Source organism: Enterobacter cloacae complex sp. SYL003 (genome assembly GCF_049236925.1).
GTDB classification, from domain to species: Bacteria; Pseudomonadota; Gammaproteobacteria; order Enterobacterales; family Enterobacteriaceae; genus Enterobacter; species Enterobacter intestinihominis.
Genome location: NZ_JBMKJK010000017.1, coordinates 1 through 16,359, shown reverse-complemented (window position 1 = coordinate 16,359; position 16,359 = coordinate 1). Strand labels below are relative to the sequence as shown.

16 protein-coding genes, 2 tRNA genes and 1 rRNA gene are annotated in these 16,359 nt (G+C 54.1%); 4 read left to right on the top strand and 15 right to left on the bottom strand.

Annotated features, from left to right (window positions below):
• The 8 genes from ACOT1A_RS19295 to dnaQ all read right to left on the bottom strand — a co-directional run bounded on the left by ACOT1A_RS19295 (position 1) and on the right by dnaQ (position 7,492).
• Positions 1 to 876 (bottom strand): ABC transporter permease, encoded by an 876-nt coding sequence (locus tag ACOT1A_RS19295; protein ID WP_022647137.1) that lies wholly within the window; start codon positions 874 to 876, stop codon positions 1 to 3.
• Between the two features lie 2 nt (positions 877 to 878).
• Positions 879 to 1,820, bottom strand: coding sequence for an ABC transporter permease (locus ACOT1A_RS19290; RefSeq protein WP_058646002.1), 942 nt, complete (start codon positions 1,818 to 1,820; stop codon positions 879 to 881).
• 18 nt (positions 1,821 to 1,838) lie between these two features.
• The gene (locus ACOT1A_RS19285; RefSeq protein ID WP_176690890.1) at positions 1,839 to 3,353 is read right to left on the bottom strand and encodes an ABC transporter substrate-binding protein; all 1,515 of its coding nucleotides are present in this window, start codon (positions 3,351 to 3,353) and stop codon (positions 1,839 to 1,841) included.
• Positions 3,354 to 3,355: 2 nt separating this feature from the next.
• On the bottom strand, positions 3,356 to 4,438 hold the full coding sequence (locus ACOT1A_RS19280) for an ABC transporter ATP-binding protein (protein WP_105323030.1): 1,083 nt from the start codon (positions 4,436 to 4,438) through the stop codon (positions 3,356 to 3,358).
• Positions 4,435 to 5,448 (bottom strand): ABC transporter ATP-binding protein, encoded by a 1,014-nt coding sequence (locus ACOT1A_RS19275; RefSeq protein ID WP_046620616.1) that lies wholly within the window; start codon positions 5,446 to 5,448, stop codon positions 4,435 to 4,437. The genes ACOT1A_RS19280 and ACOT1A_RS19275 overlap by 4 nt, the downstream gene beginning before the upstream one ends.
• Positions 5,445 to 6,164 (bottom strand): FadR/GntR family transcriptional regulator, encoded by a 720-nt coding sequence (locus ACOT1A_RS19270; RefSeq protein WP_022647132.1) that lies wholly within the window; start codon positions 6,162 to 6,164, stop codon positions 5,445 to 5,447. Before ACOT1A_RS19270 ends, ACOT1A_RS19275 begins: the two co-directional genes overlap by 4 nt.
• A 387-nt stretch (positions 6,165 to 6,551) precedes the next feature.
• A tRNA-Asp gene (locus ACOT1A_RS19265) sits at positions 6,552 to 6,628 on the bottom strand.
• Positions 6,629 to 6,760: 132 nt separating this feature from the next.
• Positions 6,761 to 7,492, bottom strand: a complete 732-nt coding sequence (gene dnaQ, locus ACOT1A_RS19260; protein WP_072201000.1) for a DNA polymerase III subunit epsilon — start codon at positions 7,490 to 7,492, stop codon at positions 6,761 to 6,763.
• Between dnaQ and rnhA the strand changes: the two genes are divergently transcribed.
• Complete coding sequence (gene rnhA / locus ACOT1A_RS19255; protein ID WP_160840538.1) at positions 7,446 to 8,024, top strand: ribonuclease HI; 579 nt, start codon at positions 7,446 to 7,448, stop codon at positions 8,022 to 8,024. The genes dnaQ and rnhA overlap by 47 nt on opposite strands.
• On the opposite strand, the gene ACOT1A_RS19250 is transcribed toward rnhA, so the two are convergent.
• The gene (locus ACOT1A_RS19250) at positions 8,025 to 8,741 is read right to left on the bottom strand and encodes a class I SAM-dependent methyltransferase (protein WP_023299381.1); all 717 of its coding nucleotides are present in this window, start codon (positions 8,739 to 8,741) and stop codon (positions 8,025 to 8,027) included.
• Positions 8,742 to 8,773: 32 nt separating this feature from the next.
• Here ACOT1A_RS19250 and gloB point away from each other — a divergent pair, with 32 nt between their 5' ends.
• Both gloB and mltD read left to right on the top strand, forming a co-directional pair.
• Positions 8,774 to 9,532 (top strand): hydroxyacylglutathione hydrolase, encoded by a 759-nt coding sequence (gloB, locus tag ACOT1A_RS19245; protein WP_276170309.1) that lies wholly within the window; start codon positions 8,774 to 8,776, stop codon positions 9,530 to 9,532.
• A 68-nt stretch (positions 9,533 to 9,600) separates the two neighbouring features.
• Positions 9,601 to 10,965, top strand: coding sequence for a murein transglycosylase D (mltD, locus tag ACOT1A_RS19240; protein ID WP_022647128.1), 1,365 nt, complete (start codon positions 9,601 to 9,603; stop codon positions 10,963 to 10,965).
• Between the two features lie 52 nt (positions 10,966 to 11,017).
• On the opposite strand, the gene ACOT1A_RS19235 is transcribed toward mltD, so the two are convergent.
• The 3 genes from ACOT1A_RS19235 to ACOT1A_RS19225 form a co-directional block, all read right to left on the bottom strand.
• Positions 11,018 to 11,791, bottom strand: a complete 774-nt coding sequence (locus ACOT1A_RS19235; RefSeq protein ID WP_022647127.1) for a class I SAM-dependent methyltransferase — start codon at positions 11,789 to 11,791, stop codon at positions 11,018 to 11,020.
• Positions 11,792 to 11,868: 77 nt separating this feature from the next.
• The gene (locus ACOT1A_RS19230; protein ID WP_032621812.1) at positions 11,869 to 12,669 is read right to left on the bottom strand and encodes an endonuclease/exonuclease/phosphatase family protein; all 801 of its coding nucleotides are present in this window, start codon (positions 12,667 to 12,669) and stop codon (positions 11,869 to 11,871) included.
• A 137-nt stretch (positions 12,670 to 12,806) separates the two neighbouring features.
• The gene (locus ACOT1A_RS19225; RefSeq protein WP_022647125.1) at positions 12,807 to 13,982 is read right to left on the bottom strand and encodes an MFS transporter; all 1,176 of its coding nucleotides are present in this window, start codon (positions 13,980 to 13,982) and stop codon (positions 12,807 to 12,809) included.
• 104 nt (positions 13,983 to 14,086) lie between these two features.
• Between ACOT1A_RS19225 and yafC the strand changes: the two genes are divergently transcribed.
• Positions 14,087 to 14,992, top strand: coding sequence for a DNA-binding transcriptional regulator YafC (gene yafC, locus ACOT1A_RS19220; protein WP_022647124.1), 906 nt, complete (start codon positions 14,087 to 14,089; stop codon positions 14,990 to 14,992).
• Between the two features lie 30 nt (positions 14,993 to 15,022).
• Here yafC and dkgB read toward each other — a convergent pair whose 3' ends face one another.
• The 3 genes from dkgB to rrf form a co-directional block, all read right to left on the bottom strand.
• On the bottom strand, positions 15,023 to 15,826 hold the full coding sequence (dkgB, locus tag ACOT1A_RS19215) for a 2,5-didehydrogluconate reductase DkgB (protein ID WP_276170310.1): 804 nt from the start codon (positions 15,824 to 15,826) through the stop codon (positions 15,023 to 15,025).
• 160 nt (positions 15,827 to 15,986) lie between these two features.
• Positions 15,987 to 16,063, bottom strand: a tRNA-Asp gene (locus tag ACOT1A_RS19210).
• A 55-nt stretch (positions 16,064 to 16,118) separates the two neighbouring features.
• Positions 16,119 to 16,234, bottom strand: a 5S ribosomal RNA gene (rrf, locus tag ACOT1A_RS19205).
• Positions 16,235 to 16,359: the final 125 nt, after the last annotated feature.

Here is a 16,359-nt window from a genome sequence, read left to right as displayed (position 1 = left end):
TTAGTCGTGGCGCGGATCGAGCGCATCGCGCAGCCCGTCGCCGAGTAAATTAAAGCCCTGAACGGCAAGGAAAATCGCCACGCCGGGGAAAACCGACATCCACGGCGCCTGTTCGAGAAACCCTTTTGCGGTGTTGAGCATGGAGCCCCAGGATGGGTTCGGCGGCTGTTGGCCTAACCCTAAAAACGAAAGGCTGGCTTCGGCGATAATCGCCGAGGCAATGGCCAGCGTGGCCTGCACCAGGATAGGTGACATCACGTTGGGCAGAACGTATTTAATGATGATCCAGCGGTCCGGCAGGCCAATCGCCCGCGCGCCGTCGATGTACTCTTCGTTGCGAATGGCGATCACCTGGCCGCGCGTCAGGCGGGCGAAGATCGGCATTGCCGAGAGTCCAATAGCGATCATGGCATTCGTCAGGCTTGGGCCTAAGAATGCCCCCAGCGCGATCGCCATGATCAGGAATGGACAGGCCAGCAGTGCCTCAATAAAGCGGGAGATCACCCCGTCCCACATCTTCTGGAAATAACCCGCCACCAGCCCCAGCGGCACGCCGATGACAACCGCGATCGCCACCGACATACAGCCCGCCATCAGCGAGGTTCTCGCCCCCCAGATAATGCGGGACAAGATATCGCGCCCCAGCTCGTCGGTGCCGAACCAGTACATCGCCGATGGCGCTTTGCGCACCGCGAGGAAGTTAGCTTTGACCGGGTCAAATGGCGCGATCCACGGCGCCAGCAGCGCCACCAGCACAAAAAAGCCCACCACAATCGCGCCAATCACCGCACTTTTATTGGCGAGGAATTTTTTCAGCACCCGGTTTTGCGCGCGCGGCAGCGCGGGCGCCACGGTTTGCGTCGTCAGTTCCGCCATGATTAACCTCGCATTTTCGGGTTGATAAGGACGTAGAGCACGTCAGCCAGCAGGTTGAGCATCAGGAAACCGATCGCCACGATCAGCACTACGCCCTGCACCACCGCGTAGTCGCGGTTGAACACCGAGTCGACGATCATTTTGCCGAAGCCCGGAATGGTGAACACCTGCTCGGTCAGCACCGCCCCGCCCAGCAGCTCGCCGAACAGCAGCGTGGTGAGGGTGATCACCGGCACCAGCGCATTGCGAAAGGCGTGCTTCAGGATCACCGCTTTCGGCAGCAGCCCCTTAGCGCGCGCGGTGCGGATGTAATCCGCTTTCAGCACCGCAATCATCGACGCGCGGGTATGGCGCATAAGCGTCGCCGCCAGGCCGGTTCCGAGCACGGACGCGGGCAGCAGCAATGTCCGCATGTTCTGGATCGGATCTTCACTGAACGGCACATAACCGGACGCAGGCAACCATTGCAGGTTTACTGAAAAGACCAGAATCAGCAGGATCCCCAGCCAGAAGTGCGGTATTGAGATCCCCGAGATCGCCACAAAGTTCGCCCCGTGATCGACCCAGCTGTTTTTGTTCACCGCCGCGAGGATCCCCATGCTGATACCAAACACCAGCGCGATAATCATCGCCAGCAGCGACAGTTCCAGCGTGACCGGCAGCTTGCTGGCAATCAGTTGCGTGACCGGCTCATGAGTGCGTAAGGAGACACCCAGATCGCCTTGCAGCGCGCGCGTCAGCCAGTTGAAATACTGCACGGGGATCGGCGCGTCCAGATTCAGCTCAGCACGCAGCTGGGCGATCACCGCCGGATCGCGCTCCTCCCCGGCCATGGCAATCAGCGGATCGCCAGGCAGCAGCTTTTGCAGGCCGAACACCATCATGCTCACCAGCAGCAGAGTGGGTATAGCCAGCAGCAGACGTTTGCAAATCAGTTCCAGCATGGGTTCTCCTCAGGAGTTTTATTTCGCCAGCGTTAAGCCAGCCAGACGCACAATGCCGTCCGGGTACGCTTTAAAGCCCTGCACGCGCTTGTTCAGGCCAAAAATGCGCGGTTCGAAGTAAAGGTATGCAATCGGCATATCGGTCTGAAGCTGCTTCACAACCTTGTCATACAGCGGCTGGCGGGCGGCCTGATCGGTGCTCTGACGCGCCTGCGTTAGCCATTCATCCACCTGAGCATTGCTGTAGCGGCCGTCGTTGAGGGTGCCTTTGCTGTTGATAAAGCCGAAGATGCTGCCATCTGGATCCGGGCGACCCGACCAGCCGGAGAAGCTCAACTGGTAGTCACCGCTCTGCTGGCGATCCAGCAGCGTGGCGAACTCGGTCATTTGCAGGTTCAGGTTAAAGCCCGCCTCTGCCACCATCGCCTGCAATACCTGGCCCACCTGCTGCGAGGTTGGGTTGTTCGGCACCAGTAGATTGACGGTCAGCGGTGCGGTGACGCCTGCGGCTTTCAGCAGCGCTTTGGCTTTGTCGACGTCACGCGGGGGAACCGGGAAATTGACGTGATACGGGCTTACCGGCGAAAACGCCTGGTTTGCCGGAGTGTAAAGCCCTTCGAACACTACCTGGTTTAAAGCATCGCGATCGATGGCCTGGGAAAATGCTTCACGCACGCGGGCATCTTTGAAGGGATCGTTCGCCGGGACTTTGCCATTGTTAATATTGAAGGTGATACCCTGGTATCCGAGGCCCGTCACCTTCGCCAGCGCCAGCTTGCTGTCGGCTTCGACGGTTTTGACGTCGCTGGCGGCAATGCCTTCGGTCAGGTCGAGATCGCCCGCGCGCAGGTTCGCCAGGCGCACGGAGGCATCCGGGATCGGCAGATAGATAATTTTATCGAAGTGGTAGGCGTCTTTGTTCCAGTAGTTGTCGAAGCGGGTCAGCACAATGCGGTCCTGCGACACGCGGCTGTCGAATTTATACGGGCCGGAGCAGACCGGATGGGCGGCAAAATCGGCTTTTTTCGCGGCTTCCGGCGCCATCATTGCGCCTGCGCGATCGGTGAGCTGCATCAGAAGTGCGGCATCCGGCGTTTTCAGGTGCAGGGCTATCTGCATCGGGCCGGTGACCTCCACCGACTCAACAGAAGAGAGTTCACTTTTACGCAAAGAGCCTTTTAGCGTCAGGGCCCGGTCGAGGTTGTATTTCGCGGCGGCGGCATCGAATTTTTCACCGTCGTGGAAGGCCACGCCTTCACGGAGATCCAGGGTCAGCGTTTTGCCGTCATCGCTCCACGCCCAGGATTTCGCCAGTCCCGGCACCACCTTGAGGTGCTCGTCCACGTCCACCAGCCGGTCACACAGGGAGGCAAAGACGAAGCGGCCATAATAGGTACGCGCCAGATGCGGGTCCAGCATGTCCGGATCTGCACCCAGGCCGATTCGCAGCACGCTTTCAGAATGGGCGGGCAGCGCCGCACCAAGCAACATAACACTTCCCAGTACGGTCAAAAGAGAATTACGCATTGTCATTATCATGAGTTCCTTGAAGGAAGGGAGGAGTGAGTAGCCGCGTGTTCAAACAGCGCGCGGCGGCGCAAAAATGCGGCGGATGGCGGTGCGATCTGTATAACACTGCGATCGCGATTAATCTCCTGCCAGCGGTGGCAGGCGACCTGACGTCCGCCGTCGATTACCTGATGAATCGGCTCAACCTGACGACATTCATCGCTAACATAGGGGCAACGGGTGTGGAAACGGCAGCCGGAGGGCGGATTAGCCGGGTTCGGTAAATCACCCTGCAACAGCGGCGCATCCCGCGCTACGCCTGGCTGCATTTGCGGCGCAGAGGCAATTAATGCCTGGGTATAAGGATGCAGCGGCGCGTCGAAGATATCGTCGACGGTGGCCAGCTCGACGATTTGCCCAAGATACATCACCGCCACGCGGTCGCTCATATGACGGATAACTGCCAGACCGTGGGCGACGATCACCATCGTTAGCCCCAACTGGTGCTTCAGGCTTTCCAGTAAATTGACCACCTGTGCCTGGACGGAAACATCCAGTGCGGAAACCGGTTCATCGCCCAGCAGCAGCTTTGGGCCTGACGCCAGCGCGCGCGCAATGCCGATACGCTGACGCTGCCCGCCGGAAAATTCCTGCGGATAACGTCCGGCCCAGGCCGCGGGCAAGCCGACCGTCCTGAGCAGCTCGGCGACGTGGTACTGGCGATCCGCTTTTTTCATGTTCTGGTGCAGCCACAGCGGCTCACCGACAATCTGTTCTACCGTCATGCGCGGGTTCAGCGAGGCGAAGGGATCCTGAAAGATGATCTGTAGCTCACGCCGGAGCTGGTTCAGACGTGCGCCTGAGGCGTGGGTGATCTCCTCACCCTGATAAAATACGCGCCCTTCGCTGGCGCCCAGCAGGCGCAGCAGCAGACGGCCGAGGGTGGATTTCCCGGAACCTGATTCGCCGACAATAGCCAGCGTTTCGCCTGGCAGCACCGACAGTGAAACGCGGTCAACAGCTGTGACAAAGCGGGCCGGCGTAAACAGTTTTTTCGGGCCGGGGAAAAGCTTGCTCAGATCCCGGGCTTCAAGAATGGGCGTGGTCATGCAATTTCTCCCAGGGCAATGTGTTGTTCCAGCGGCACGCGGAAGCAGGCAACCTGATGACCCGTGCCGAGCATAGTGAGCGGTGGTTTTTCAGCATGACAGCGCGTCTGCGCGAAGGGACACCGGGTGGCGAAGCGGCAGCCCTGAGGCATAGATTCCGGCAGCGGGACCGATCCGGGAATGGTGGAAAGCTGGCCCTTGCGTACGCCAAGGGAGGGGATCGAGCCCATCAGGCCAATTGTGTACGGGTGCTGCGGGTCGGCAAATATCGCCTCGACGCTTCCCTGCTCTACTACCTGGCCGGCATACATCACCGCCACCTGCTGTGCCACTTCGGCCACCACGCCTAAATCGTGGGTGATCATCAGCACCGCCGTGCCCGTTTCTTCTTTTAAGGTATTGAGCAGAGCGAGAATTTGCGCCTGAATGGTCACGTCCAGAGCGGTAGTGGGTTCGTCAGCGATCAGTAATTTGGGATGGTTTATCAGCGCCATCGCAATCATCACGCGCTGGCGCATACCGCCGGAAAGCTGATGCGGGTAAGCCTTAAGGCGCATCTCTGCGGCCGGGATCTGCACCTTCTCCAGGATCTGTAGCGCAACCGTCATCGCCTCAGCCCGGGAGATCGTTTGATGGCGCATCACCGCTTCACTGAGCTGATCGCCAAGCGTGAAAGCCGGGTTGAGCGAGGTCATGGGCTCCTGGAATATCATCGCCAGCTCGCTGCCGCGCAGATTGGCATACTCGCGCGGCGAGAGCTTGCGCAGATCGTGGCGGCGGAAGTGCATCTCCCCACTGACGATCCTGGCGCTGGCAGGCAATAACCCCATCAGCGCCAGGGAAGTGATGCTTTTACCGCAGCCGGACTCGCCCACCAGCGCCAGCGTCTCTCCCGCCCTGACCGTCAGCGAGATGTCTTCGAGCACGCTTACCGGCGAGCCCGCGAATTTAACGTTGAGGTTTTGCAGCCGCAGTACGGGCATGGAGTCCTTAAAGGGTATCGTCGTCATAGCGTGGAATCGTCCTCAAGGTGGATAGCCTGAATCAGGGCGGTTTGCAGGCTGAGCAGGTGTTCGCGCATGGCGGCGGCTGCTTCATTAGGCTGGCGATGAATAATCGCTGACATGATTTTGTGATGGTGGTCGTTATAGTTGTCGACACGTTCGGGGGTGCGGGCAAGCTCGCGTAAATACTGCCAGCCGGGCTCCCGGCGGACGGCATCTATCGCATCGAAAAGCCCTAGCATGAGGCGGTTGCCGGCTGCTTCCGCAATGGCGCGATGAAAGGCGCTATCCCACAGTTCGTTAAGATCGCGGTCATCCGGGCTGACCTTGTCAATGCGTTCCAGCATGCGCTGCATGAGCGCGAGGTTTTCCCTGGTGGCACGCAGTGCCGCAAGTCGGGCTAACCCGGGTTCGAGCTGTAGTCGAGCTTCCATGACTTCCAGCAGGTTGGTTTGCTGAACCAATCCCTGAAGCGCCAACGGCTCAACAGGGGCAGCCGGACCAATGAAGGTACCTTTGCCCTGCTTGCGCCAGATCCGCCCTTCTTCTTCCAGCACGTCCAGCGCGCGACGCACTTCGCGTCGTCCTACGCCGAGTGTTTCCGATAGCTCACGTTCAGTGGGCAGCGGAGTGCCTGGTGTTGACTCGTGCTGGTTGATAAGCCCGCGCAACTGGTCAAGCGCGGTGCTGGAATTTGCTAAAACCCGTGAAGGTTTTTCCATATTGGTTCGCTCGCTTTCATCATGACTTTATTTTTATTAACGATAAGTTATTGATATGACGGACTACTTATCGTGCTAATGATTAAGCAATAAGCGAACCAATAGCGTATTGGTTCATGAGTTTTCTGAAGAATGACAGGTAACTAAATGATTTCTTATGAGTTATTTTTACATAATTATTACATATCAACATGAGGGCAGAAGGTGAGATGGAGACATAATGCACAATAACAGTGCGAATTACGCACCAATAATGTGCATTTGTTAATAAGTTGCACTTTGTTTATTAAATTTTTGTTAATAAAAATAGAATGAGAATAGGTGAGTTTTTAGGGGGTATAAAACGACGAAAGCCTGAATCATTTCTGATTCAGGCTTTCTGAATAGTGGCGGAACGGACGGGACTCGAACCCGCGACCCCCTGCGTGACAGGCAGGTATTCTAACCGACTGAACTACCGCTCCACTGTTCCCGTTTGGGGAACGAGGCGAATATTACGGTTTGCCTCTGAACTCGTCAACGCTTTTTCTCAGGTTTTGAATCGTTTGCTGCAAAAATCACCCAAACGGCGATTTAACAAACGTTTCCGCCTTTTTTCATCCACGCCACAGACAGCTTCCGCCCTTCTTCTGCACTAAATCGAGGCGAGATTCGTGGTTCATTAGCTCTTCATCACTGGCTAAAACAACCCGCAGGCGATTAGCCTGGCGCACGACACGCTGAATGCCGCCTTCATCCCGCGTCTGCTGGGATTCATTTTCCATACTGAATTTTATCGACGTTTGCCCGCCGGTCATGGTCAGGTAAACATCGGCCAGGATCTGGGCATCGAGCAATGCGCCGTGCAGGGTTCGCTTGGTGTTGTCTATCTCATAGCGAGAGCACAGGGCATCAAGGCTGTTACGCTTGCCGGGAAACATCTTCCTTGCCAGCGCCAGGCTATCCGTGACTTTACAGAACGTATTGGTCTTTGGAATATCGCGGTTGAGCTTGCTGAACTCATAGTCCATAAAGCCGATATCGAACGACGCGTTATGAATGACAAGCTCTGCACCTCTGATGTAGTCGAGAAATTCATCCGCGACATCGGCGAAGGTGGGCTTATCCAGCAAAAACTCATCGGCAATCCCGTGAACGCCGAACGCTTCCGGATCCACCAGCCGATCGGGTTTGAGGTAAACGTGGAAGTTGTTGCCCGTAAGACGACGGTTCACCACTTCAACGGCACCAATCTCAATGATTTTGTGCCCTTCGTAGTGGGCGCCAATCTGGTTCATACCGGTGGTTTCGGTATCAAGAACAATCTGGCGAGTAATTGCAGTGCTCATAGCGGTCATTTATGTCAGACTTATCGTTTTACTGAACGTTTCAAATACAGGAAGTCTACCAGAGATGCGTAAACAGGTAGAAATTTTCACCGATGGATCTTGTCTCGGTAACCCAGGGCCCGGCGGCTATGGCGCCATTATGCGCTATCGCCAGCATGAAAAAACATTTAGTGAAGGCTATTTCCTGACCACCAACAACCGCATGGAGTTGATGGCGGCCATCGTGGCGCTGGAAGCCTTAAAAGAACATTGTGACGTGGTGCTGAGTACCGACAGCCAGTATGTTCGCCAGGGCATTACCCAATGGATCCACAACTGGAAAAAGCGCGGCTGGAAAACGGCAGAGAAAAAACCCGTCAAGAATGTCGATCTCTGGAAGCGTCTTGATGCCGCCCTCGGTCAGCACGAAATCAAATGGGAGTGGGTAAAGGGGCACGCCGGTCACCCTGAAAACGAACGCTGTGACGAGCTGGCTCGCGCGGCGGCATCAAACCCAACCCATGAGGATGCAGGTTATCAACCTGAATCCTGATCACGGTTTTTTGTACTGCCGCGTGGCACCCACGGTCTGGCGGATCCGCGTTTTTGATTTGCTTTGCTTCATTGGGTTGAGCGTAAGTGGGATCGTCCTCTTACGCGCGACAATAAATTGCATGCAGCCCAGCGCGGGTAAATGGGTGCTTAATAAGACCCCGCCTTTACGCGTCCAGGGGATGACCTGAAACCCCCCGTAGCTCAGCACTTCGAAATTTAACAATGAAAGCCAGTCCAGCTGGCGCATCATGGTAAACATCCGGCTGTTATATGGCGCCGTGCGGCGCAGAACGGGCGTCAGTTTACGTAGCCCGATCAGACTCAGCGGATTAAAACCGCTCAGGATCAGCCAGCCGTCATCAATCAAAACTCGGTCGGCTTCCCGCAGCAGACGATGGGGATCGCTGCACCAGGGCAGCGTATGGGCGAGCAGACAGGCATCAATGGATTTTTCCGCAAACGGCAAATGCAGCGGATCAGCCTTCACCTGAACCGGGGAGCCATTAAGCGATACGCTAACCTGATGCGAGATAGCGCAGCTTTCGGTATTGATTTCTGCGCTCAGATTGCCAATCTTAAGCAGGTGAAAACCATACATTTTCGCGAGCCAGGGTTTAAGCTGAAGTTCTAAGGCCTCGCGATAATATTCACCCCAGGGCAACTCTGCCCAACGTTCCGGTGGTGCGACAGTCTGAGGTATCCTTGCCGGTTTCATCAAAACACCCGCCACGCTATAAGAGGTAATGCATGAATCTTATCAGTATTTCCGCCTTTCAGGACAATTACATCTGGGTTTTAGTCGATGACGATCGCAGATGCATCATTGTTGATCCCGGCGAATCCGTACCGATCCTGCACGCGATAGAAGAAAACGACTGGCAGCCTGAAGCGATCATACTTACCCATCACCATCACGATCATGTCGGCGGTGTTCCCGATCTCCTTGCGCGCTATCCCCATATTCCCGTCTACGGACCAGCAGAGACACAGGATAAGGGTACGACGCAAGTTGTCGAAGAAGGCGAAAGTATCCTCATCCTCGGGTGCGAGTTTTCCGTATTTGCTACGCCAGGTCACACTTCCGGTCATCTCTGTTTCTACAGCAAACCTTATCTTTTTTGTGGCGACACGCTGTTTTCCGGCGGCTGTGGAAGGCTGTTTGAAGGCACGCCAGAACAGATGTATCAATCTTTACAAAAAATTAATGCGCTGCCAGCCGACACCGTAATTTGTTGCGCACATGAGTATACATTAGGGAATATGAAGTTTGCTGCAAGCGTACTACCAGAGGATCGGGCGATTCAGGATTATTACCAGAAAGTGAAGGAGTTACGTGCAAAAAACCAAAAAACACTCCCCGTAATTCTGAAAAATGAGCGACAAATAAATTTATTTTTAAGAACGAATGACGTTGATTTAATTAATAAAATTAATCAAGAAACAAATTTGTTACAACCTGAAGCGCGATTTGCATGGTTAAGGTCAAAGAAAGATAACTTCAGATAATTGCGGGTTGCCTTTTCAAAATTTCGCCGTTATCATCGCTCGTCTTTTAAGCAACTATTGACACACACATGAAGGCAAAAGCGATATTACTCGCCTCTGTCCTGCTTGTAGGTTGCCAGTCACAAAACGGCAGCAACGTACAACAGCACGCACAGAGCCTTTCTGCGGCTGGTCAAGGGGAAGCAGGGAAGTTTACGAGTCAGGCGCGATGGTTGGACGATGGGACATCCTTCGCGCAGGAACAAGACTTGTGGGCCTCTATTGGCGACGAGCTAAAGATGGGAATTCCGGAAAACAGCCGGATTCGCGAACAGAAACAGAAGTATTTGAGAAATAAGAGCTATCTCCACGATGTAACATTACGGGCAGAGCCGTATATGTACTGGATAGCAGGGCAAGTTAAGAAACGTAACATGCCTATGGAACTGGTACTACTACCCATAGTGGAGAGCGCTTTTGACCCGCACGCGACGTCTGGCGCCAATGCAGCAGGCATCTGGCAGATCATTCCGAGCACAGGGCGAAATTATGGTTTAAAGCAGACCCGCAACTACGATGCGCGTCGTGATGTTGTCGCTTCAACGACAGCCGCTCTCGACATGATGCAACGTCTGAACAAGATGTTTGACGGCGACTGGTTATTGACTGTCGCGGCGTATAACAGTGGTGAAGGTCGTGTACTGAAGGCAATGAAAGCGAATAAAGCGCGTGGAAAATCCACAGACTTCTGGTCGCTCTCACTGCCACAGGAAACAAAGATTTACGTACCGAAAATGCTGGCACTGAGTGACATTCTCAAGAACAGCAAACGTTACGGTGTACAACTGCCAACACCAGACGAAAGTCGTGCACTGGCGCGTGTCCGCCTCAGCAGCCCTGTTGATATTCAACAGGTTGCCGATATGACGGGTATGTCGGTAAGTAAGCTTAAAACCTTTAATGCAGGTGTTAAAGGCTCCACGCTGGGTGCAAGCGGCCCGCGCTATGTGATGGTTCCGCAGAAACACGCGGAGCAGTTACGTGAGTCTTTAGCTTCGGGTGAAATTGCAGCCGTTCAGTCTACGCTGATTGCTGATACGTCGCCTGTAAGCAGCCGCAGCTATAAGGTGCGTTCAGGTGATACGCTTTCAGGTATTGCATCACGTCTTGGCGTGAATACGAAAGATCTCCAGCAGTGGAATAATCTGCGCGGATCCGGTCTGAAAGTGGGTCAAACGCTGACCGTAGGTGCAGGTAGCAGCGCACAGCGTCTCGCTAAAAACAGCGATAGCATTACCTATCGCGTACGTAAAGGCGACTCGCTGTCCAGTATTGCTAAGCGTCACGGCGTAAACATCAAAGATGTGATGCGCTGGAACAACGATACTGACAACCTGCAACCTGGCGACCAGCTGACGTTGTTTGTGAAAAACAGCGCTACGCCAGATTCCTGATAGTACGATCGCTTATTAAAAAGGCACCGATTCCCCTCGGTGCCTTTTTTGTTTATCCCGCTTTTTGCGCTTCAGCCATAATGGTGTCGCTGGTAAACGAACCATCGTCATGCAATTCAAAGTACGCCTTGACATCAGCAGAGGCACTCTCCTGATACAATCGGATCGCCTGAGTTAATGCCTCCGGTGTGCGCATCCGTGCAATCCATGACGTGAACTCCAGCGGCAAACGGTCGGTTATCAATGAGCGTGAAATCAAGCCAGCTTCGGTGATAAACGTAAGCCACTCTCCACTGGAGTAGTTTTGCACGTGCGAGGTATCACGCAGCGCTTCAACCGTCTGGAGCCAGATATTCCGTACCGGATGCCCGGGAGACATCACGTCCATGATGATGAATATTCCGCCCGGTTTGAGCACGCGTTTCACTTCCCGTAATGCCTGCCCCACATCATGCCAGTGGTGTGCAGAGTAACGGCTAATCACAGCCTCAAAGGATGCATCCTCAAAGGGTAAAGATTCAGCGTAGCCCTGGCGCGTCGTGACGTTATTCAGCCCTTTCGCTTTCGCCGCTTCAGCAACCACATCCAGCATCTGGCTCGATAAGTCATACGCCGTCACCTGAGCAACCTGCTGTGCGGCGGTAAAACTGGCGTGCCCCGCCCCGCAGCCTAAGTCCAGCACGTGCGCGTCAGGAAACGCGGCGAGCCGTTCGCCGAGACGTACCAGATCGCGGCCAGAGGCATGTACGGCACTGCTCAGGTAGGCACTTGCCTGAGAACCAAACTGTTTTTCGACGTTGTCATGATGGGAGTGTGTTGTTGTCATGTTGCTGTCCTTTTATGGGTTAAAAAATAAAGGGCAGCACCCGCACAGGCCTGCCCCACGGCAGACCTGACGCACCATTATTTATCAGGTTTGCCGGGACTGAATTCGACTAGTAGAGGATTATGATCGGAGGCGCGCGTCACCAGAACGGAGGCGTCGTGCACGCTTAAACCCCGATAGAAGACAAAATCGAGAGGACGACCAAACGCTTTCTTGCGCTGGTCATCGTTAAAACGAACTTCACGCAGCGACATTTCACGCGCGAAGCGGTACAACGCGTTCATACGCGGACGGCTCCAGGCATTGAAGTCCCCGGCCATAATGATCGGCCCACTGTGATGAGCAATCTGATCGCCGATGGGAAGTAACTGCTTACTGTACACATCAACACCCAGGCTGAAGTTCACCGCATGAATGTTTACCACCATCAGCAGACGGGTGTCGGGCAACGGATAGACCGTGACCAGCGCTGATTTTGCCAGACGCAGGATCGGCTCACGTTCACGCAGCGGGCAGCAATAGACCGGATGTGCGGCTGAAAGGGTCATCACCCCGGAAGGATGCTGTGGCAGAACAAAGGCAGGCACCTGATCGGCTGCAAGATAGTTCGTCGTTGCAAACCTGACCAGTTCAGGCGTGGTTTGCGCCTCCTGTAACAGAACCAGATGCGCATCTTTACCAAAATTTTGAAGTACGGATAACCACTCCGCACGCTGTTGCTTAAAGATGTTCCACACCAGTACGCGAATTTTTTCGTCACTGCTTAATGGAGTGCCCGCTGGTAATGCCTGGCTAAGGCTCGCAAACGACCCCGGAGGCAAGATCCTCTCCGCAGGCATTCCGGCAACATAACGCATGGCATAGGTATTTTTTCGCACTTTTGGAAACGGCCTCTGTAACATTAACCAGCCCGGAAAACGGACTGGTTCTAATGTTATAGGGATTTTAGGTCACACTTTCAACGCAATTACTGAGAAACCGCTTTCCAGTTTTGTAAGCAAGCACTTATTGATACTTATCCAAGTGCAACGCGAGCGGGTTTATCAAGCCGTCCACTGAGACCAATAAGGAGGAAAGCGATTAGCACAATTACCGCACCAATCCATGGCGTTTGGGTTAATCCAACATGTTCAACCACCTGCCCACCGATAACCGAACCGAGTGCGATACCGATATTAAATGCGGCGATATTCAGCCCAGATGCGACATCCACCGCATTAGGCGTATAACGTTCGGCTTTCTGCACAACATATACCTGCAATCCCGGCACGTTACCAAAAGCGAATATCCCCATAACCAACACCGTTACCAGCGCGGCGTATTGCATCGATGCGGTGAACTGGAAAATCATCAGCAGGGCAACCAGGGCGGCGAAGATGAATTTCAGCGCCGGTACCGCACCATGCTTATCCGCAAGCTTGCCGCCCCAGATATTGCCGATTGCGACGGAGATACCGTAGCCCAGTAAAATCCAGCTCACCGCGCCCGGAGAAAAACCAGCCAGTTCCTGCATCATCGGTGCAAGGAAGGTGAACGCAGTGAACACACCTCCATAACCCAGGGCCGTAACGGCATAGATCAGCAGCAGGCGCGGGTGTGTCAGAACCTTAACCTGATCGCTCAGGCTGGCGCTCGCGCGCCCTGGAATACTGGAGGGCACCAGCAGCAGGCTGGCTACCAGAGCAATCACGCCCAACAGCGATACCGCGAGGAAGGTTTCACGCCAGCCAAAATGTTGTCCGATAAACGTTCCTAACGGCACGCCGGTGACCAGCGCGACGGTTAAGCCACCAAACATAATCGCAATGGCTGACGCCGCTTTCTCTTTTGGCACCAGGCTGGTTGCAATCGTGGAACCGATGGAGAAGAAGACACCGTGCGCGAGGCCTGTCAGCAGGCGGGCAATGACCAGCGTGGAGTAATCCGGTGACTGCCACGCCAGAATATTGCCGGCGGTGAAGAGTACCATCAGGGCAACTAACAGTTGTTTACGTGGAAAGCGTCCAGTCAGTGCGGTCAGCACAGGCGCCCCAACAGCGACGCCTAACGCGTAAATAGATACCAGCAGCCCGGCAGAAGGCAGCGAGATAGCGAGTTGTTCAGCAATGGTAGGAACAAGTCCTACAATAACAAATTCGGTCGTGCCAATTGCGAAGGCACTGATCGTCAGGGCAAGAAGCGCCAGTGGCATAAAATACTCCGTCTCTTCAGGATTAAGATGACAGGCAGTATGCGCCAGTGTTTAAATAACAAAAATGGTTAGAATCTCAATATAATTTTGCAGGTGATGCAATAATGAAAGCCACATCGGAAGAACTGACTGTCTTCGTTGCCGTTGTTGAAAGCGGCAGCTTCAGCCGTGCTGCCGAACAGCTCGGACAGGCGAACTCCGCCATCAGCCGCTCGGTGAAAAAGCTGGAGATGAAGCTCGGGGTGAGTCTGCTCAACAGAACAACGCGGCAGCTCAGCCTGACGGAAGAAGGTGAACGTTATTTTCGACGCGTGCAGTCCGTTTTGCAGGAGATGGCGGCAGCAGAAACGGAAATCATGGAATCACGCAGCACGCCGCGTGGGCTGCTGCGCATAGATGCGGCGACGCCGGTCGTGCTGCATTTCCTGATGCCGTTGATTAAACCCTTCCGCGAACGCTACCCGGAGATGACCCTGTCTCTGGTCTCTTCTGAGACGTTTATTAACCTGATTGAGCGTAAAGTTGATGTGGCGATCCGCGCGGGAACCCTGACGGATTCAAGTTTACGCGCTCGCCCTCTGTTCACCAGCTACCGCAAAATTATCGCGTCACCGCAATATATTGCAGAGCATGGCAAACCTGAGACCGTTGAGGAGCTGAAGCAGCACCTGTGCCTGGGCTTTACGGAGCCTGTCTCGCTGAACACCTGGCCCGTGGCCTGTCATGACGGACAACTTCATGAGATCACCTGCGGACTTTCGTCTAATAGCGGGGAAACGCTGAAACAGCTGTGTCTTGAAGGAAATGGGATCGCCTGTTTATCAGACTATATGATTGATAAGGAAATAGCTGCGGGCCAGCTAGTTGAGCTAATGGCTGACAAACGCTTACCTGTAGAGATGCCTTTTAGCGCGGTGTATTACAGTGACAGAGCAGTAAGTACGCGCATACGCGCTTTTATCGACTTCCTTAGCGAACATATAAAAACAGCTCCCGGAGGAGCTGTGTGAGGGTTTAAGGGTACAGAGGGAGGGTTTTTATTAATCCCAGTTAGGTGCTAACCCTTCGGGACTGACCAGACGATCGTTGCATTCCAGTGCAGCGATCGCTTTTTTATCTTCATCATCGAGCTGGAGATCCCACGCTAACAGGTTACTTGCCAGGTTTTCACGTTTGGTTGAAGACGGGATCACGGCATATCCTTCACCTATCGCCCATGCCAGGATCACCTGTGCAGCTGTTGCTTTGTGTTTTTCAGCGATGCGTGCAATCACTTCATCTTTCAGGGCCTTACCATATGCCAGCGTCATGTACGAGGTGATGTGAATGCCATGCTGTTTCGCCCAGTCCACAACTTTGCGGTTTTGCAGGTAAGGAGAGAGTTCAATCTGGTTAGTAGCAATATTCTCTTTACCCACTGCGGCAATGGCTTTTTCCATCAATGGGATAGTGAAATTCGAGATACCAATTTCACGCGTCAAGCCCTGCTCTTTTGCTTCCAGCAGCGCCTGCATGAACTCTTCTACGGAGACGGCATCGCCAGGTGATGGCCAGTGGATCAGCGTCAGATCAACATAATCAGTACGCAGCTTTTTCAGACTTTCCTTCAGGCTTAGGATCAGCTTGTCTTTGCTGAGGTTCTCAATCCAGATTTTGGTGGTGATGAAAAGCTCATGGCGCGGTACGCCGCTCTCCTCGATAGCCTGACCTACGACAGCTTCGTTGTCATAAATCTGCGCCGTATCAATAGCGCGATAGCCCAACTCGAGTGCGGTTTTAACAGATGCGATAACAACGTCGTCCTTCAGGCGAAAAGTGCCCAGACCCAGTGCAGGGATAGTCATATCATTCCTCAATCGTTATGTTCGTAAACTGAGGAGGATTATCGCTGTGGTTGTTATGTCGAAAAAGATCGTAAAACGCAGAGGATTTTTGCTAATTTCGCAATAGTTAAACGACAGAAAAGAAAAAAGCCCTGAGCGTTAGCTCAGGGCTTTTAATAAGTGGCGGAACGGACGGGACTCGAACCCGCGACCCCCTGCGTGACAGGCAGGTATTCTAACCGACTGAACTACCGCTCCACCGAATACTTCTGTAACCACCGGATTAATGCACCGGCTTACTACTTAATTTGATGCCTGGCAGTTCCCTACTCTCACATGGGGAGACCACACACTACAATCGGCGCTTCGGCGTTTCACTTCTGAGTTCGGCATGGGGTCAGGTGGGACCACCGCGCTAAAGCCGCCAGGCAAATTCTGTTAATCTGTATCAGGCTGAAATTTGATTGTCTGTCTCTTCGCCAAAACAGCTTCGGCGTTGTAAGGTTAAGCCTCACGGTTCATTAGTATCGGTTAGCTCAACGCATCGCTGCGCT